Origin of the sequence: Pseudomonas sp. NY15437 (assembly GCF_048068435.1) — a bacterium.
Taxonomy (GTDB): Bacteria; Pseudomonadota; Gammaproteobacteria; order Pseudomonadales; family Pseudomonadaceae; genus Pseudomonas; species Pseudomonas nitroreducens_B.
The window spans coordinates 74,368-91,118 of sequence record NZ_JBLUQC010000013.1; the positions used below are offsets into that span (position 1 = coordinate 74,368).

Sequence of the window (16,751 nt, forward strand, 5' to 3'; positions counted from 1 at the left end):
CGGAGCTGGCCGATGAGGACTGCCTTGGCGCGGGGCGATCTTCCGCCGCCCGCCCGACGGCCATTTCCCGTGCTCGGGAACTGCCCGTGAGGCGGCCTGGACAGGAATGAACAAGACCACGTTGCACATGACGCTGTGCTCCCTCGCCGGTCACCTGAGTCTAGGCCAGGCCGCTGCGCTTCCCGCCGTGCCGCCTGTCGATCAGCGGTTCGATTTCACGGCGAGCGGTCACCTGCGCCCTCCCCGAGGAAACCTGGAACTTCAGCAAAATCATAGGCCTGGCGGCGTCGGTAGCGGGACGTGAGCCCTGCCCCGCTGCGGCCGGGCTCGTCAATTAAACGACGAATGGACAGGAGGCCGCCAGGCATAGCCAAAATACCGTCACACCAGGCACATCAAGGCGAATACCCGCGCGCAAGGACGCCCGCGCCCGAGCCAACCGCTCGGGTGCGGGAACCAGGAAAGGGAATGCTCGGCTGAGGCGCGCAAAAGGCCCCCGCGCCCGCTCAGGGGCGCGGGAAATCCTCGCTGGCACTGCCAGCGCCCAGCCAGCCATTGACGCTCTGCACGCTCTCGATCGGGGGCTTGCCCGCCCAGCGATTGAGGGTGAACACATTGCTGAGGAACTCGTACTGCGTCTTGAGCAGATCCCGCCGGGCACGGAACTCGTTGCGCACCGCAGCCAGCACATCCACCGCATTGACCATGCCGTAGCCCAGGGCCTTTTCCGCCGACTCCCGCGACGTGTGCGCCGAGGCCAGCGCCAGGCGGTTGGCCTGGATCTTCTCGCCGTTGGAGTTGGCCGTGAGGTAGGCGCTGGTGATCTCCTTGACCACCCGCCGACGGATTTCCTCCAGTTGCTCCTCGGCCACCAACTGGTCCTGGTACAGGCCGCGCACCCGCGCGGAGGTGGAGCCGCCGCTGTAGATCGGCACCTGCAGGCCGACCCCGGCGACGTAGCTGTCGGTGCGCGGCGCCAGGGAGTTGTTGTAGCCCTCGTTGGTCTGCTGCGCGCTGAGGTTCAGGCTCAGCGTCGGATAGTGCCCGCCCTTGCCGCTGCGCAGCGCCGCCTCCGCCGCTGCGACGCTACTTTCACGCGCCTTGAGCGCCGGGTTCAGGGCGATGCCGTCGCGCACCCAGTTGTCCAGGCTCCGCTCGGTCATCTGCAGGCGCACATCGTTGCGCACCCGGCTGAGTCGCTCCTTCACCGGTCGGCCGACGATCTCCGCCAGCGCCTCGCGACTGATGATCGCCTGGTTGCGCGCCTCCAGTTCCTGCGCGGCCAGCAGGTCCACCCGCGCCTGCAGATCGAGCTGGTCGGTGACCAGGGCCAGTTGCCTGGCGTACAGCGCGTTGACCCGATCCAGGCTTTCCTGGGTGGTACGGCGTTCGGCGATCACCAGTTCGAGCTCGTCCTCGGCGGCCAACGCGGTGAAGTAACGCCGCGCCAGCTCCACCGTGGCTTCCGCCTGGGCGTCCAGCGCCTCGGATTCGGACTGCAGGGCCATGCTCTTGAACTTCTGGTAGTTCTCCCAGGCCGCCTTGTTGTACAGGTACTGGCGCAGCACCAGGCTGTAGTTCTCGCTGTCGTAGCTCTCGTCGATGAAGTCGTTGCGCTGGTGGATCTGGTTCGTTCCGGCGTTGAGCGACAGCTGCGGCAGGAGCACGCCCATGGCCTCGCGCTGGTACTCCTTGCCCGCCTGCGCATGGGCGAAGGACGCCAGTATTTGCGGGTCTTCCAGCCGCGCCTCGTGGTACAGGTGCAGCAGGTCAGTACCGTCTTCGGCCATGCTGACGCCGCCGGGCCCCACCGCAGAGGTCTGCGCCAGCGCGACGCTCGCCGCCAGCATCAGCGCGCCGACCAGCCCACGTGAAGATGCACCCATGGTCACTCCTCGATCATCGATTGGGAGAGGGCGTTGCGCGCCGGCTGCATCAGGTACTGCAGCAAGGTGCGTTGCCCGGTGATAATCAGCACGTCCGCCGGCATGCCCGGCAGCAGCTTGCGCTCACCCAGCGCGCGGGCGCCTTTCTCGGTGACCCGGACCCGCGTCAGGTAATAGGCCGCGTTGGTCTTTTCGTTGACCAGGCGATCGGCCGACACATTGATGACCTCGCCCTCGATCACCGGCGTGGTGGCACTGTTGAAGGCGCTGAAGCGAATATCGGCGCGCTTGCCGATGGCCACGCGGTCGATGTCTACCGGCGGCACCTGGGCCTCGATGACCAGCTCGGACACCGACGGCACGATGTCCAGCAGCGGCGTCGCCGGCCGCACCACCCCGCCCACGGTGTGCACCGTCATGCCGATCACCATGCCGGCATCGGGCGCGCGGATGACGATGCGGCCAAGACGGTCCTGCAGCGACGAGCTTTTCTCCCGCAGGTCGTAGAGGCGCGTCTGCACCTCGGCCAGTTGCTTGGCCACCTCGGAGCTGAAGTCCTTGTCGATCTGCAGGATCTGCAGCTGCGTTTCGTTGATCTGCAGGCGCGTGCGGTTGATGGTGGAGCGGTGATCGGCGATTTCCGCGCGAATCATCCCCAGCTTGCGCTGCTGCTCCAGCAGGCGCTGCTTGTCGACATAGCCCTGCTTGAGCAGGTCGGACAGCTCGCCGATCTCGGCGCTGTAGGAACTCGCCAACTGCTGCTTGGCGCCGATCATCGATTCCAGCCCGTCGATCTGCTGGTTCAGTTGGCCGATGCGCTCGCGCAGCACCGAAATCTGCCCCTGCCGCGAGCCCTGGCGGGCGTTGAACACCTGCGTTTCGCTCTGCCGCGCCTCTTCGCCACGCGGGCTGGCCAGGTCGCCGACACCGACGAAGTCGATCGCCGCCCGGGCGTCGCGCTCGGCCTTCAGTCGCGCCTCCATGGCCTGGGCGGCAAGCAGCTGGCTGCGGGTCATGTCGAATTCGAAGCGCAGCTGGGCGTCATCGAGCACGATCAGCGGGTCGTCGCGTTTGACGATGTCGCCGTCATGCACCAGCACCTGTTTGACGATACCGCCCTCGGGGTGCTGCACCGTCTTGCGGTAGGCCTGCACGGTGACCACCCCCGGCGCGTACACCGCGCCGTCCAGCGGCGCGAACGCCGCCCAGGTGCCGAACAGGCCGAAGGTCAGGGCGACGATGGCCAACCCCAGGCGGCGGACCTTGAGGTCCGATACCGGCAGGTCGGCGAAGCGTTCAACGGGGAGACTGGGCATCGGCGTCTCCCTTGTGGGTATCGACCGGCGCGATGCTCGCGCCGGCCGGCATCGGCCGTTGCGGCACCTGGGGCTGCTGCCGGGCAGTCAGCTCGGCCAGCACCTGGTCGCGGGAGCCGTAGAGCGTGACGGTGCCGTCGTTCATCAGCATCAGACGGTCGAGCTGGGACACCAGGTTGGTGCGGTGGGTGATGACGAAGACGGTCGCGCCGCTCTGCTTGATCTGGTGGATCGCCGCCGCCAGGGCGCGGTCACCGACGTCGTCGAGATTGGAATTGGGCTCGTCGAGCACGATCAGCCGCGGGCTGCCATACAGCGCACGGGCCAGGCCGATGCGCTGGCGCTGCCCGCCGGACAGCATCAGCCCTTCGCTGCCGATGACGGTGTCGTAGCCATCGGGCAGCAGCAGGATCATCTCGTGGACGCCGGCGATCTTCGCGGCCTGGATGACCTTCTCCGCATCCACCTCGTTGAAGCGGGCGATGTTCTCGCCGACGGTGCCCTCGAACAGCTCGATGTCCTGGGGCAAGTAGCCGACGTGGGGGCCGAGGTCGTGCTTGTTCCAGGTGCTGATGTCCGCGCCGTCCAGGCGGACCACTCCGTGCAGCGGCGGCCAGACGCCCATCAGCGCCCGTACCAGGGTGGACTTTCCCGCCGCGCTCGGCCCGATGATGCCCACCACGCAGCCGGCCGGCACGCTGAAGCTGATGTTCTTGATGATCGGCGTCAGCGAGCCGGGCGCCGCCACCACCAGGTTCTCCACCTGGATATGTCCCTGGGGCGCCGGCAGCGGCATGCGCTGCGGTTGCGCCTGCTGCTTTTCGAGGATGTCGTTGAGCCGGTTGTACTGCGAACGGGCCGAGATTAAGCCCTTCCAGCTACCGATGATCAGGTCCAGTGGCGCCAGCGCGCGCCCCAGCAGCACGGCGCCGGCGAACACCATGCCCGGACCGACCTGGTGGTCCACCGCCAGGTAGGCGCCCAACCCCAGCACCAGCGACTGCACCAGCAGGCGGAAGGTCCGGGAGATCGTGCTGATCACCGCGCCCTTGTCGCTGGCCAGTGACTGCAACAGCAGCACGCTGCGCTGCCGCGCACCCCAGCGCTCCATCAGCGTTTCCAGCATGCCCATGGACTCGATGACTTCGGCATTGCGCAGGTTCTTGGTGGTGTGGAGCGTCGCCGCGATGTGCTCCTTGTTGGCCTGCGCCAGCGCGGGTGCGGTGAGCTTTTCGTTGATCACCGCCAGCACCAGCAGCAGCACGGCGCTACCCACCGCCACCCAGCCCAGCCACGGGTGGAAGACGAACATCACCGCAATATAGATGGGCAGCCAGGGCGCATCGAAGAAGGCGAACAGACCGCTGCCGGCAAGGAACTGGCGCAGGCCGGTCAGGTCATTGAGCGGCTGCGCCGAGGCATCCATCCCGCCGCTGTGCAGGGCGCGCTGGAAGCTGGCCTTGTAGACCTGGCGACTGAGCAGCACATCCAGCCGCGTGCTCACCCGCACCAGGATGCGCGAGCGTACCCACTCCAGCGAGCCAAGCGTGATCACCAGCAGGCTCATGATCAGCGTCAGCATGGTCAGCGTGGTCAGGCTGCCGCTGGTGATCACCCGACCGTACACCTGCAGCATGTAGAAGGTCGGCACCAGCATCAGCGCATTGATGAACAGGCTGAAGAAACCCACGAACAAAAAGCTCTCGCGGCAGGCCTGCAGCGCGCTTCGGAGGCTTTGTTGGGGAATGCTTAGCATGGAAACCTCTGCGGGAGAGGCCAACCTGAGTGGAGCTTAGATCACCGCCAAGGCGGCTGTGCGGCCAATGGCCATGCCACCTCCGATGCGGCGCAACGGGTGTGAAAAACGTGTGAAAAAACGGCCGCCGCCACGCCTCGACGCCGTCGAATAACGGGCAGCGCAGCGCTCTGCGACAAGGGTTCACCCTATCCAGGGCGGGTTCGGCTCGCGCGCGCAAAAATCCGATCACCGGTTTGCCGGCGGCACGTGCCCTGGACATGAAAAAGCCCGCGTGGCGCGGGCTTTTTTTCAGCGGGTGGCCATCAGCGTTCGCTGGCCTCGCCTTCTGCCTCTTCCTTCTCCGGGAACAGCAGGCTGGCGACGATCCCCGCCGCCAGGACCACCAGCACCACGACCAGGCTGGTATTGGCATCGATGCTGTAACCGTGGTGGAACAGCTGGTCGGTGGCGTTCAGCGCCAGCTTCGCGGCGATGAAGAACAACAGCACCACCACGGCCTTCTCCAGGTGCACCAGGTAGCGCTTGAGCGCTTCGAGCACGAAGTACAGCGTGCGTAGGCCGAGGATGGCGAACAGCATGGCGGAGTAGACGATCAGCGGCTCGCGGCTGACGGCGATCACGGCCGGCACCGAATCGAAGGCGAACAGCACGTCCGACACCTCGATCACCACCAGGCACAGGAACAGCGGCGTGGCGAACAGCGCGCCCTTGGCAGCCAGGCTGATGCCCTGGTTTTCCGGCTTGCGTGCCTCGCGCTCGAGTTGCTGGCGGGCCACGAAGAAATGGCCGCCCAGCAGCTTCGGCCACACCGGGAAGAGTTTCTTGGCGAAGCGGTAGGCCAGGTGTTGGGAGTAATCCTCTTGCTCGTCATCATCGCCGCCGCCGCGGAGCATCATCACGCCGGTCCAGGCGACGATCAGGCCGAAGACGATTTCCACCCAGGGGCCGAAGGTCAGCAGGCCGGTGCCGATGGCGACGAAGATGGCGCGGAACACGATGGCGCCGAGAATGCCCCAGTACAGCACGCGGTGGCGCAGGCCATCCGGCATCTTGAACCAGGCGAAGATGGCGATGAAGACGAACAGGTTGTCGACGCTCAGCACCTTCTCCAGCGTGTAACCCGTCAGGAACAGGCTGGCCACCTGGGCGCCGTGCTGGATATAGAGGAAGCCGGCAAAGCCCAGGGAGATCGCCACCCAGAAGATCGACCAGACCACGGCGTCCTTGAGGCTGATCGGCTTGTTGTCGCGGTGCGTCGCCATGTCCAGCAGCAGCGCGGCGAGCGCCAGCCCGACGAAGACCGCCATGGTCAGCGGAGGGAAGCCAATGTGTGTCTGTTCCATGATTACGGTTCTCGAAAAGTAAAAGGCAGCCGGACCGAGCCGGCGATGAGTCGGGTCAGGCGGCCGGGCGGGTCGGCTTGGAAAGTCGTCGCCAGCGCGGATGGAAGGCCCGCCAATGCGGGTCCTGGGCAGCGTGCAGGAGCGCGTGGTCGCCGGCGGTGTCGCCCCAGGCGCGCAATTGGTAGGCGCTCAGCGGCCCGTACTTGGCCTGCAGGCGCAGCACCTTGTTCTCGCCCCGGCAGTTGCCGCCGAGCAGGCGACCGGTGAGCTGCCCATCGACGACCTCCAGTTCCGTGCCGATCAGCCTCACGCCCAGGCGCGCGGCGAAGGGCCGCAACACCAGAGCCGGCGACGCCGAGCAGAGCGTCACTTCGGCGCCCGTGCGCAACTCGGCGGCGACGCCGCGGACGCCCTTGGCGCGCAGCAGGTAATCCCAGATGAACCGGCAATAGGCGTCGGCCTGGCCGGCCAGCCATTGCACATCGACGCCGCGAAGAAAGACCTCGATCAGACGGGCCTTGAGCTCATCGCGACTGAGTCGGCGCAACACAAATGCCAGGCTCGGCAGCGTGAGAAGCGCCAGGCGGCGCAGGAAGCCGAACGTGCCGAAGGCGAACCACAGGAACGGCAGGAAGCTGTCATGCCGCGTCAGGGTGCCGTCGAAGTCGAACACCGACAGCACGGCGGCCTTGCCCGCCGCCGACAACCGATCCTGGCAACCCGACTGAGGGCGATTCAGCAACTCCAGCATCCGCGTAACCACCTCACCGGCGCGATCACAACTGCTCACCTGCGCCGCCAGGCAGCGGCGCGATGAGCCCCTCTTCCCCGCAGCGCGGGGGAGCGCTGGCATTCTCGGTTGCCCGTGCGGGCAGACAAACGGGATTAACCTCTGCGCGGCGTCGGAATTTTCTTTAATTCCGGCGCGCGAAGGACTTCGCACCGCCGTGGCGAAGCGCGATCAACCGACGTAGGGACACACGGCCGGCAACGGCCGCCGGTTTGGCAGGGTGGTATTGGAGAAGTCGGAACGTGGCGGCGGGATTTTTTCCGCACAAACGAAAACGCCGTCCTGATGGACGGCGTTTCGATTCTGGAGCGGGAAACGAGACTCGAACTCGCGACCCCGACCTTGGCAAGGTCGTGCTCTACCAACTGAGCTATTCCCGCATTGACTTGCTGTAGCCTTCGGCGCTCGCCTCAGGCTAACGAAAACGCCGCCTTGACAGGCGGCGTTTCGATTTGGAGCGGGAAACGAGACTCGAACTCGCGACCCCGACCTTGGCAAGGTCGTGCTCTACCAACTGAGCTATTCCCGCAGTAACTTGTTGCAACCTTCAGCTTTCGCCGAAGGGTAACGCCATTTCATCTTTCGTTCACCGCCGTGGCGATGATCGAGAATCTGGAGCGGGAAACGAGACTCGAACTCGCGACCCCGACCTTGGCAAGGTCGTGCTCTACCAACTGAGCTATTCCCGCAATGGCGTCCCCTAGGGGACTCGAACCCCTGTTACCGCCGTGAAAGGGCGGTGTCCTAGGCCACTAGACGAAGGGGACGCGGCCCGGAACTTAACATCTTTCCGACTTCGACGTTCCGGCAAGTTCTGCGTTTCGCGTCGAAGTGGCGCGCATTCTAGGGACGCTTTGAAAGGTCGTCAACCCTTCAAAGAAATATTTTTTAAATCAAAGACTTCTGAGTAAAAACTGAGCTGGCGCTATCAGCAGTATCACTAAGACATTACACTCGGGGAAAAACATCCGGAGCACTCCACGGTGTCGCCAATCGTCATTACGGTCCTGGTTCTTGTCGGTATCGCCCTGCTGGTCGCCATCGGCTACATCAACCACATGGTGGAAAACCGCAAGCTGGAGCAGGCACGTCTGAAGGCTGATCTTTCAGACCGCTGCCGTCGCTGCGCAGATGTTTCCGAATCCCTGCCCGGCCAGTTCATGTCGCCTGCGCTGAAGCTTCTGCTGAGCAGTTTCGAGCTGAGCCTCAGCGAGCGCCTGCTCGCCGTCGATAAACAGAACGCCGGGCTGAAGCAGCGCATTGCCGAATTGCGCCCGCTGGTAGCCAAGGGCGAAGCCATTCCGGTGAAGAACCCGCCGCAGCCGATCCTCACCGAGGCCAAGGCCAAGGACGTGCGCTTCCTCTTCGAAGCGCTGCACGCCCAACTGACCCGCTGCGCCCAGGACAACATGCTGCCGCGGGTCGAGGCGCAGAAGTGGGTGAAGGAAATCCGCCACCTGCTCACCCTCCTCCATATAGAGTTCTTCGGCAACCTCGGCCAGCAGGCGCTGCAGCAGGGCCAGCCACGCCAGGCGCGCCTGGCGTTCGAGCGCGGCGTGCAGTACCTGCAGAAGCAGCCGGAAATCGGCCGCTACCAGGCGCAGTTGCGGCAGATGGAAGCCCAACTGGCCCAGGCCAACGCCCTGGTGCTGGAAACCTCGCAGCCTGCCCCGGATGAGCAGAGCGAACTGGGTGACGGCCTCAAGGCGCTGGACGAAGACGATATCTGGAAGAAGAAGAACCTTTACGACTGATCCACCGTCGAACCCACTCCGGCCACCTTCGCCCCAGGAGCCTTGCATGAGCCTCGTCGTCTTCGGCGCCCCGCTGTCCCCCTTCGTTCGCAAAGTCCGCCTGTTCGCCGCTGAAAAAGGCTTCGACTACCAGTTGGAGAACGTCAATCCGTTCAACCAGCCGGAGTGGTACCGCGAGCTCAACCCGCTGCGCCGCGTGCCGGCGATCCGCGATGGCGACTTCACCCTCGCCGACTCCAGCGTCATCTGCCATTACCTGGAGGACCGCGACCCGCCACGCCCGCCGCTGTGTGGCGAAAGCGCCCAGGCCCGGGCGCGGATCAACTGGCTGGAAAAATACGCCGACTACGAGCTGGCACCGCTGACCACCTTCACCGTGTTCCGCAACCGCCTGCTCAAGCCGCTGATGGGCAAGGTCTGCGACGAAGTGGCGGTGAAGGGCGCGATGCAGGAAAAGCTGCCGGAGCACTTCGACTACCTGGAGAAGTCCCTCGGCGAGCAGCAATGGTTCGTCGACAACCGTTTCAGCCTTGCCGACATCGCCATCGCCTGCCAGTTGGTAAACCTGCGCCACGGCGAGGAACAACTGGACGCCCAGCGCTGGCCCCGGCTGGCCGCGCACTTCGAACGCACGCTGGCGCGCCCTGCCCTGGCCGAGATCGTCCAGGGCGAATTGCAGATCATCGCCAAGATCATGGCCAAGCGCTGAGCGGATCCCACGCCAACAGCCGACGGCGTCATCCGCTCCTGCAGGGACTGCACGGCGTTACAGAAGGCGTAGGAGCGGACTCCGTCCGCGATGGTTCGCATCGCTCCGGCCACCCGCGCGACCCCATGAAAAGCCCCGCCGAGGCGGGGCTTTTGCTTACCGGCACACCCTCAGCAGTCGGATAGACGCAGGAATATCTCCGCCAGGCGCTCGATGCCGGCCTGGTCCTCTTCGCTGAAACGGCCGACCTTCGGGCTATCCAGGTCCAGCACGCCGATCAGGCGGCCATCCTTGACCAGCGGCACCACCAGCTCGCTATTGGACGCGCTGTCGCAGGCGATGTGCCCAGGGAAGGCGTGCACGTCCTCGACGCGCTGGGTTTCACGGGTGCGCGCCGCGGCGCCGCACACGCCCTTGCTGAAGGGGATGCGCACACAGGCCACCTTGCCCTGGAATGGGCCGAGCACCAGCTCTTCGTTGCGGTTCAGGTAGAAGCCGGCCCAGTTCAGGTCCGGCAGCTCATTGAACAGGAACGCGGAAAACTGCGAGGCGTTGGCGATGAAGTCGTGCTCGTCGGCGAACAGCGACTCCGCCTGGGCAGCCAGCAGCGCGTAGCCACCCAGGCCGGCGCCGGCCTGTTGCAGATCGATCATGGGGTATCTCCTTCCAGCAATTGTCGGCCCACCCAGTAGCGGGCGAATTGATAGGCACAGCGGCCATTACGGTTGCCGCGTCCGAGCGCCCAGCGGATGGCTTCCTTCTCCAGCGTCTCGTCCCAGGCCAAGGCGGCAAGGCCGGACTTGTGCGCGAGCACCTCGACCCAGTGGCGCACCACCTCGAGGAAGTGCTCCTGGGTAAAGGGATAGAAGGACAGCCACAGGCCGAAGCGGTCGGACAGGGCGATCTTGTCTTCGACGGCTTCGCTGGGGTGCAGTTCGCCGTCGACCATCTTCCAGTTCTCGTTGTCGCTCTGCTTCTCCGACACCAGGTGGCGGCGGTTGGACGTGGCGTACAGCAGGACGTTGTCCGGCGCCTGCTCCAGCGAGCCGTCGAGCACGCTCTTGAGAACGCGGAAATCCCCCTCGCCGGCATCGAACGAGAGGTCGTCGCAGAACAGCACGAAGCGCTGCGGCAGGCCCTGTATCTGTTCGACCACACGGGGCAGGTCGGCCAGGTGGTCGCGCTCGATCTCGATCAGGCGCAGGCCCTCGCCAGCCAGTTCGGCCAGCAGCGCGCGCACCAGGGAGGACTTGCCGGTGCCGCGGGCACCCCACAGCAACGCGTGGTTTGCCGGCTGGCCAGCGACGAACTGCCGGGTGTTGCGCGTCAGCTGCTCGCGCTGGCGGTCGACGCCCAGCAGGTCATCCAGGCGCAGGTCGAGGCTGACCTTCAGCGGCTGCAGGTAGCCGCTGCGGCCGTCCCGGTGCCAGCGCGCGGCCAGGCAGTGCTGCCAGTCCAGCGTTTCACGCACGGCAGGCAGCAACGGCTCCAGGCGCGCCATCAGTGCTTCGGCGCGGGCAAGAAAATCGTTCAGACGGGAATCCACGCGAGTCTCCAAGTTCTCTGGGGCAATTCGCCAGGTACGGGCCGGGAATGACTTCGCCTACGGGCTATCCCGACAGACGGTTCCGATGGGCTATGCTACGCCGCAGGAAAGCTTCCGCGAGGCGACACTCCGCACCCATGGATATTGCGCTCACACATCGCCTCTCGTTCAAGCAGGCCAGCCTGACGGTGCTGGTGGCGTTCATCCTGGGCACCTTGCTGAGCCTCATCCAGGTAGGCGTCGATTATGCCAGCCAGGACGCCTCCATCAACCGCGAAGTGCGCGCCCTGCTGGACGTCAGCCACAACCCCGCGGCGCGCATCGCCTACAACATCGACGCCGAACTGGCCCAGGAACTGGTGGTCGGACTGTTGCGCTCGCCCGCGGTGATCCGCGCCGAGATCATCGACAACGCCAACGTGCCCCTGGCCAGTGCCGACCGGCCACCGGCGCAAAGCAGCCTGCGCGGGCTGAGCGACTTCCTCTTCGGCCAGCAGCGCACCTACGAGGAACCGTTGTTCGTCGACCATGCGCCAGCCGAATCCCTGGGCGTTCTGCGCCTGGAGATCGACACCTTCGTCTTCGGCAATGACTTCCTGCGCCGCGCCGGGGTGACCCTGATCTCCGGCTTCGTGCGCAGCCTGATGCTCTCGCTGATCCTCCTGGTGCTCTTCTACGCGCTGCTGACCAAGCCGCTGGTGAGCCTGATCGAGGCCCTCTCCCGCCATGACCCGCGCTCGCCATCGCGCCTGCGCCTGCCCTGCCCGCGCGGCCACGAGCGCGACGAGATCGGTGTGCTGGTGGAGGTCACCAACCGCCAGCTCAACCGCATTTCCGTGGAGATGGAACAGCGCCGCGAGGCCGAGGACCGCCTGACCCAGTACCTGGAAGAGCTGGAAAGCATCGTCGCCGCGCGCACCGCCGAGCTGAAGGCGGCCAACGCGCGCCTGACCCTGTCCAATCAGGAACTGGAACAGGCGCGGCAGACCGCTCTGGCCATGGCCCAGGCGCGCGGCAGCTTCCTGGCCAACATGAGCCATGAGATCCGCACGCCGCTCAACGGCCTGCTGGGGATGCTCGGCCTGGCGCTCGACGGCCCGCTGACCGCCGAGCAGCGCCAGCAGCTGTCCATCGCCCACGACTCGGGCAAGGTGCTGGTGGAGCTGCTCAACGACGTGCTCGACCTGTCCAAGTTCGAGGCCGGCCAACTGGAGCTGGAGCAGATCCCCTTCGACCTCGGCACCCTGGTGGAAGACACCGCCAGCCTGCTGTCGCAGAACGCCGGCCCGGCCGTGGAACTCACCTGCCTGATCAGCCCGCAGCTGCCCGCCCAGCACTCCGGCGACCCGACACGGGTGCGCCAGGTGGTCAGCAACCTGCTGTCCAACGCGCTCAAGTTCACCCGCTTCGGTCGCGTGGACGTGCGCGTAGAACCCCTGAATCAAGGGGTGCGCATCAGCGTGCGCGACACCGGCATCGGCGTGGCGCCCGAAGCGCTGCAGAAGATCTTCCAGCCCTTCACCCAGGCCGACGCCGGCATCGCCCGCCAGTACGGCGGCACCGGGCTGGGCCTGGCGTTGACCCGCAAGCTCTGCGAAGCGATGCACGGCGAGCTGAGCGTGACGTCGGACCCGGGCCTGGGCAGCGAATTCGTCGTCACCCTGCCCTTGCAGACACTGGAGCCTGCTCAACCGTTGGCGAAGCTCAATGGCAGGCTGATCGTGCAATGCGCCGCCAGCAGCGGGCTGGCGGCGCTGCTGCAGAACTGGCTGCCGGAATGGGGAGTGGACTACCAGCGCCTGGACATCGACGCCAGCCTGGCCGGCGTAGAGCTGGACGCCCTGCTGTCGGACTGCCCGGATTGCCTGGTGGTGCTGCGCCAGAACGTCACCCGGCCGGTGCTGCTGGTGACGGCCTATGGCAACTTCCTCGAACCGGAACTTGCGCAGCGCCTCGCCCCGCTGCGGCAACTGGCACGGCCGTTGTCCCGCGCGGTGCTCTACCAGGCGCTGAAGCAGGCCTTCGAACACCAGCCGCTGCCCTCGTCGACCAGCGAGGGCGCCGCCGCGCAGGAACAGTTCTCCGCCCGCGTACTGCTGGTGGAGGACAACCCGGTCAACCAGCTGGTCGCCCGCGGCCTGCTGCAGAAGCTGGGTTGCCAGGTGGGCATTGCCATCAACGGTGAAGAGGCGCTCAAGCAGCTCGACGGCGCCGAATTCGACCTGGTGCTGATGGATTGCAATATGCCGGTGATGGACGGCTACCAGGCCACCCGGGCGATCCGCGAGAGCGGCCGCTGGCCGGAGCTGCCGGTGGTTGCGCTGACCGCCAATGCCCTGCCGGAGGAACGCGAACGCTGCCGCGCCGCCGGCATGGACGACTACCTGGCCAAACCGTTCCACCGCGACGAGCTGGCGGCCATCCTCGAACGCTGGGCCGGGCCGCGCGCGCGCGCCTGAGTCAGGCGTCCAGCTTCGACAACTGCAGCAGCAGGCTGTCCAACTGCTCGCGCAGGCCGTCGGTGACGCCCAGGTCAATGCCGCTGCGGCAGAGCAACTCCTCGCGCAGTGGCAGCACCTTCTCGCGCAGTGCAACGCCGTCCGGCGTCAGCCCCAGGTGCACCTCGCGCTCGTCGTGCCGGGCGCGGCGGCGCTGCACCAGGCCCAGTTGCTCCAGGCGCTTGAGCAGCGGCGTGAGGGTGCCGGAGTCGAGCATCAGACGCTCGCCGAGCGCCTTCACCGACGGCTGCGACGGCGGCTCGGCCTGCCATTCCCAGAGCACCAGCATGGCCAGGTACTGCGGGTAGGTCAGGCCGAGCGCCTCGAGCATCGGCCGGTAGCCACGGATCACCGCGCGGGACACGGCGTACAGGCGGAAGCACAACTGGTTGTCCAGGTGCAGCTCGGCCGGCAGGGATACAGCGTCGTTCATCACAGCAGCGCTTCGATCTCGGCGGAAAGTTGCTCGGGCTTGGTGGTCGGAGCGAAACGCTTGACCAGCCTGCCGTCCTGGCCGATCAGGAACTTGGTGAAATTCCACTTGATGCCCTGGCTGCCCAGCAGGCCGGGGGCGCGCTTCTTCAGCTGCACATAGAGCGGGTGGGCGTCGGCGCCGTTGACGTCGATCTTCTTGAACAGCGGGAAGCTCACTCCGAAGTTCAGCTCGCAGAACTGGGTGATCTCCCCTTCATTGCCTGGCTCCTGCTTGCCGAACTGGTTGCAGGGGAAGCCGAGCACCACCAGGCCCTTGTCCTTGTATTGCTGCCAGAGCTTCTCCAGCCCCTTGTACTGCGGGGTGAAGCCGCACTGGCTGGCAGTGTTCACCACTAGTAGGGCCTTGCCGCCGAAGTCGGCGAGGGTTTTCTGTTCGCCCTTGATGGTGGTCACGGGAATGTTCAGCAGTGCGTCGCTCATCGGACATGGCTCCGGGAAGTGGGAAACCCAAGAGTAGTGATCAATTAAATTGCACGCAATTCAATTGATCACGAATCACCCAGCAAAATGACACGACATGGATTCCCGTGTAGGAGCGGGCCATGCCCGCGACCGGCCGGCAGGCCGGCATCAACTCGCGCCGACAGGTATCGTTCATGGATTTCAGCGGACTTTGTCCGCTGATCGCGGGCATGGCCCGCTCCTACAGTGGAATGCCACGCACACCAAAGAAAAGGCCCGCTCGGTGGCGGGCCTTGGGATCACGCTTTGGGCACCAGCTTCAAGGATGCCGAGTTGATGCAGTAGCGCAGCCCGGTCGGCCGCGGGCCGTCGGGGAAGACGTGGCCCAGATGCGCATCGCACTTGCCGCAGCGCACTTCGATGCGGTGCATGCCGTGGCTGAAGTCTTCCAGCTCGCGCACCACCTCACCGTTCACCGGCTGGAAGTAGCTCGGCCAGCCACTGCCCGAGTCGTACTTGGCATCGGAGTCGAACAGCGCGGTGCCGCAGCACACGCAGTGGTAGATGCCGGGGGTCTTGGTGTCGTGGTATTCGCCGGTGAAGGCGCGCTCGGTGCCCCCCAGACGGCAGACATGGAACTGCTCGTCGGTCAGCTCTTCGCGCCAGGAGTCCAGGGGTTTTTCCAGCTTTTCCATCGATCTGCCTCCATTAGCAAAAAAATGCCCACTCCCTCTCTTTTCCGGGAATCGGGCCGCACGTATGATGCGCGTGGTTAACGTCAGGTTCAGAATCTGCCGCACAGAGACGTTCTCGCGATAGAAAAGCCTTAAAAACTCTACCTTTTCGAGAAATACACTGTTTTCCTGCCGATTTTCAGGATCGATACCAGGGAAAAGCACTTCCGAACCCACTATTTGACGCCAGTCTGTCACCCGCGTTACAGCCTGCCAAGTCGCCGGCCGCGGACTATTTCGGAATCCCAGATCATGCAGGTCACCAAATCGAACAAGCTCGCCAACGTCTGCTATGACATCCGCGGGCCCGTGCTCAAGCACGCCAAGCGCCTGGAAGAGGAAGGCCACCGCATCCTCAAGCTGAACATCGGCAACCCGGCGCCGTTCGGTTTCGAGGCGCCGGACGAAATCCTCCAGGACGTCATCCGCAACCTGCCCACCGCCCAGGGCTACAGCGACTCCAAGGGCCTGTTCAGCGCGCGCAAGGCGGTGATGCAGTACTACCAGCAGAAGCAGGTGGAAGGCGTCGGCATCGAGGACATCTACCTGGGCAACGGCGTATCCGAGCTGATCGTCATGGCCCTGCAGGCCCTGCTCAACAACGGTGACGAGGTGCTGATCCCGGCGCCGGACTACCCGCTGTGGACCGCCTCGGTCGCCCTCTCCGGCGGCAAGCCGGTGCACTACCTGTGCGACGAGCAGGCCGGCTGGTTCCCCGACGTTGCCGACATGCAGGCGAAGATCACCAGCAACACCAAGGCCCTGGTACTGATCAACCCGAACAACCCCACCGGCGCGGTCTACTCCAAGGAAGTGCTGCTGGACATCGTCGAACTGGCGCGCCAGCACAACCTGGTGATCTTCTCCGACGAGATCTACGACAAGATCCTCTACGACGAGGCCCAGCACATTTCCACCGCATCCCTGGCGCCGGACGTGCTCTGCCTGACCTTCAACGGCCTGTCCAAGTCCTACCGCGTGGCCGGCTTCCGTTCGGGCTGGATCGCCATTTCCGGTCCCAAGCACAAGGCGCAGAGCTATATCGAGGGCCTGGATATCCTGGCCAACATGCGCCTGTGCGCCAACGTGCCGAGCCAGCACGCCATCCAGACCGCGCTGGGCGGCTACCAGAGCATCAATGACCTCGTGCTGCCGGGCGGCCGCCTTCTGGAACAGCGCAACCGCGCCTGGGAACTGCTCAACGACATCCCCGGCGTCAGCTGCGTCAAACCCATGGGCGCGCTCTATGCCTTCCCGCGCATCGACCCGAAGGTCTGCCCGATCCACAACGACGAGAAATTCGTCCTCGACCTGCTCCTGTCCGAGAAGTTGCTCATCGTTCAGGGCACCGCGTTCAACTGGCCCTGGCCGGATCACTTCCGGGTCGTTACCCTGCCCCGTGTCGATGATCTGGAACAGGCCATCGGGCGCATCGGCAACTTCCTGAAAAGCTATCGCCAATAACTCATCGCCAGTGAAACCCAGCGCATCAATGGACCTGCAGATCGACGATTTCTGC

At 65.3% G+C, this 16,751-nt stretch carries 15 protein-coding genes and 4 tRNA genes; 4 read left to right on the forward strand and 15 right to left on the reverse strand.

Annotated features, from left to right (window positions below):
• Positions 1–506: 506 nt before the first annotated feature.
• The 9 genes from ACNFIA_RS24720 to ACNFIA_RS24760 form a co-directional block, all read right to left on the reverse strand.
• A complete protein-coding gene (locus tag ACNFIA_RS24720; protein WP_416789551.1) occupies positions 507–1,886 on the reverse strand; it encodes a TolC family outer membrane protein in 1,380 nt (459 codons plus the stop codon).
• A 2-nt stretch (positions 1,887–1,888) separates the two neighbouring features.
• Positions 1,889–3,202, reverse strand: coding sequence for an HlyD family type I secretion periplasmic adaptor subunit (locus ACNFIA_RS24725; RefSeq protein WP_416789554.1), 1,314 nt, complete (start codon positions 3,200–3,202; stop codon positions 1,889–1,891).
• Positions 3,183–4,958 (reverse strand): type I secretion system permease/ATPase, encoded by a 1,776-nt coding sequence (locus tag ACNFIA_RS24730; RefSeq protein WP_416789557.1) that lies wholly within the window; start codon positions 4,956–4,958, stop codon positions 3,183–3,185. Before ACNFIA_RS24730 ends, ACNFIA_RS24725 begins: the two co-directional genes overlap by 20 nt.
• A 305-nt stretch (positions 4,959–5,263) precedes the next feature.
• On the reverse strand, positions 5,264–6,304 hold the full coding sequence (locus ACNFIA_RS24735; protein ID WP_416789560.1) for a TerC/Alx family metal homeostasis membrane protein: 1,041 nt from the start codon (positions 6,302–6,304) through the stop codon (positions 5,264–5,266).
• Positions 6,305–6,359: 55 nt separating this feature from the next.
• The gene (locus ACNFIA_RS24740) at positions 6,360–7,055 is read right to left on the reverse strand and encodes an HAD-IB family phosphatase (RefSeq protein ID WP_416789563.1); all 696 of its coding nucleotides are present in this window, start codon (positions 7,053–7,055) and stop codon (positions 6,360–6,362) included.
• A 343-nt stretch (positions 7,056–7,398) separates the two neighbouring features.
• Positions 7,399–7,474: transfer RNA gene (locus tag ACNFIA_RS24745), tRNA-Gly, on the reverse strand.
• Positions 7,475–7,547: 73 nt separating this feature from the next.
• Positions 7,548–7,623 (reverse strand) — tRNA-Gly (locus ACNFIA_RS24750).
• 84 nt (positions 7,624–7,707) lie between these two features.
• Positions 7,708–7,783: transfer RNA gene (locus ACNFIA_RS24755), tRNA-Gly, on the reverse strand.
• Between the two features lie 2 nt (positions 7,784–7,785).
• Positions 7,786–7,861 (reverse strand) — tRNA-Glu (locus ACNFIA_RS24760).
• 216 nt (positions 7,862–8,077) lie between these two features.
• On the opposite strand from ACNFIA_RS24760, the gene ACNFIA_RS24765 reads away from it, so the two are divergent.
• Together ACNFIA_RS24765 and ACNFIA_RS24770 are read left to right on the forward strand one after the other, a co-directional pair.
• Positions 8,078–8,848, forward strand: a complete 771-nt coding sequence (locus tag ACNFIA_RS24765; protein ID WP_259755976.1) for a hypothetical protein — start codon at positions 8,078–8,080, stop codon at positions 8,846–8,848.
• Positions 8,849–8,894: 46 nt separating this feature from the next.
• Positions 8,895–9,557 carry a glutathione S-transferase family protein gene (locus ACNFIA_RS24770; protein WP_416789567.1) on the forward strand — a complete coding sequence of 221 codons (663 nt, stop codon included), beginning with the start codon at positions 8,895–8,897 and terminating at the stop codon, positions 9,555–9,557.
• Between the two features lie 170 nt (positions 9,558–9,727).
• Here ACNFIA_RS24770 and ACNFIA_RS24775 read toward each other — a convergent pair whose 3' ends face one another.
• Positions 9,728–10,210 (reverse strand): GAF domain-containing protein, encoded by a 483-nt coding sequence (locus ACNFIA_RS24775; protein ID WP_416789570.1) that lies wholly within the window; start codon positions 10,208–10,210, stop codon positions 9,728–9,730.
• Entirely contained in the window at positions 10,207–11,103 is an 897-nt protein-coding gene (locus tag ACNFIA_RS24780; RefSeq protein ID WP_259755982.1) for an ATP-binding protein, read from the reverse strand. The genes ACNFIA_RS24775 and ACNFIA_RS24780 overlap by 4 nt, the downstream gene beginning before the upstream one ends.
• Positions 11,104–11,195: 92 nt before the next feature.
• Here ACNFIA_RS24780 and ACNFIA_RS24785 point away from each other — a divergent pair, with 92 nt between their 5' ends.
• A complete protein-coding gene (locus ACNFIA_RS24785) occupies positions 11,196–13,562 on the forward strand; it encodes an ATP-binding protein (protein WP_416789574.1) in 2,367 nt (788 codons plus the stop codon).
• Between the two features lies 1 nt (position 13,563).
• Here ACNFIA_RS24785 and ACNFIA_RS24790 read toward each other — a convergent pair whose 3' ends face one another.
• From ACNFIA_RS24790 to msrB, 4 genes are all read right to left on the reverse strand, one after another.
• Complete coding sequence (locus ACNFIA_RS24790) at positions 13,564–14,034, reverse strand: MarR family winged helix-turn-helix transcriptional regulator (protein WP_259755984.1); 471 nt, start codon at positions 14,032–14,034, stop codon at positions 13,564–13,566.
• Positions 14,034–14,516 carry a glutathione peroxidase gene (locus ACNFIA_RS24795; RefSeq protein WP_416789578.1) on the reverse strand — a complete coding sequence of 161 codons (483 nt, stop codon included), beginning with the start codon at positions 14,514–14,516 and terminating at the stop codon, positions 14,034–14,036. Before ACNFIA_RS24795 ends, ACNFIA_RS24790 begins: the two co-directional genes overlap by 1 nt.
• A 40-nt stretch (positions 14,517–14,556) precedes the next feature.
• Positions 14,557–14,730, reverse strand: a complete 174-nt coding sequence (locus ACNFIA_RS24800; protein WP_416789581.1) for a hypothetical protein — start codon at positions 14,728–14,730, stop codon at positions 14,557–14,559.
• A 67-nt stretch (positions 14,731–14,797) separates the two neighbouring features.
• Positions 14,798–15,193 (reverse strand): peptide-methionine (R)-S-oxide reductase MsrB, encoded by a 396-nt coding sequence (msrB, locus tag ACNFIA_RS24805; protein WP_259755987.1) that lies wholly within the window; start codon positions 15,191–15,193, stop codon positions 14,798–14,800.
• Between the two features lie 291 nt (positions 15,194–15,484).
• Between msrB and ACNFIA_RS24810 the strand changes: the two genes are divergently transcribed.
• The gene (locus tag ACNFIA_RS24810) at positions 15,485–16,696 is read left to right on the forward strand and encodes a pyridoxal phosphate-dependent aminotransferase (protein ID WP_416789584.1); all 1,212 of its coding nucleotides are present in this window, start codon (positions 15,485–15,487) and stop codon (positions 16,694–16,696) included.
• Positions 16,697–16,751: the final 55 nt, after the last annotated feature.

Excerpts from the sequence above, each read along its gene's own strand:
- ACNFIA_RS24785 (WP_416789574.1), top strand. The coding sequence starts at position 11,196 with ATGCTACGCCGCAGGAAAGCTTCCGCGAGGCGACACTCCGCACCCATG.
- ACNFIA_RS24720 (WP_416789551.1), bottom strand. The coding sequence starts at position 1,886 with ATGGGTGCATCTTCACGTGGGCTGGTCGGCGCGCTGATGCTGGCGGCG.
- msrB (WP_259755987.1), bottom strand. The coding sequence starts at position 15,193 with ATGGAAAAGCTGGAAAAACCCCTGGACTCCTGGCGCGAAGAGCTGACC.
- ACNFIA_RS24735 (WP_416789560.1), bottom strand. The coding sequence starts at position 6,304 with ATGGAACAGACACACATTGGCTTCCCTCCGCTGACCATGGCGGTCTTC.
- ACNFIA_RS24730 (WP_416789557.1), bottom strand. The coding sequence starts at position 4,958 with ATGCTAAGCATTCCCCAACAAAGCCTCCGAAGCGCGCTGCAGGCCTGC.
- ACNFIA_RS24800 (WP_416789581.1), bottom strand. The coding sequence starts at position 14,730 with ATGCCCGCGATCAGCGGACAAAGTCCGCTGAAATCCATGAACGATACC.
- ACNFIA_RS24775 (WP_416789570.1), bottom strand. The coding sequence starts at position 10,210 with ATGATCGATCTGCAACAGGCCGGCGCCGGCCTGGGTGGCTACGCGCTG.
- ACNFIA_RS24770 (WP_416789567.1), top strand. The coding sequence starts at position 8,895 with ATGAGCCTCGTCGTCTTCGGCGCCCCGCTGTCCCCCTTCGTTCGCAAA.
- ACNFIA_RS24790 (WP_259755984.1), bottom strand. The coding sequence starts at position 14,034 with ATGAACGACGCTGTATCCCTGCCGGCCGAGCTGCACCTGGACAACCAG.
- ACNFIA_RS24740 (WP_416789563.1), bottom strand. The coding sequence starts at position 7,055 with ATGCTGGAGTTGCTGAATCGCCCTCAGTCGGGTTGCCAGGATCGGTTG.
- ACNFIA_RS24810 (WP_416789584.1), top strand. The coding sequence starts at position 15,485 with ATGCAGGTCACCAAATCGAACAAGCTCGCCAACGTCTGCTATGACATC.
- ACNFIA_RS24725 (WP_416789554.1), bottom strand. The coding sequence starts at position 3,202 with ATGCCCAGTCTCCCCGTTGAACGCTTCGCCGACCTGCCGGTATCGGAC.
- ACNFIA_RS24795 (WP_416789578.1), bottom strand. The coding sequence starts at position 14,516 with ATGAGCGACGCACTGCTGAACATTCCCGTGACCACCATCAAGGGCGAA.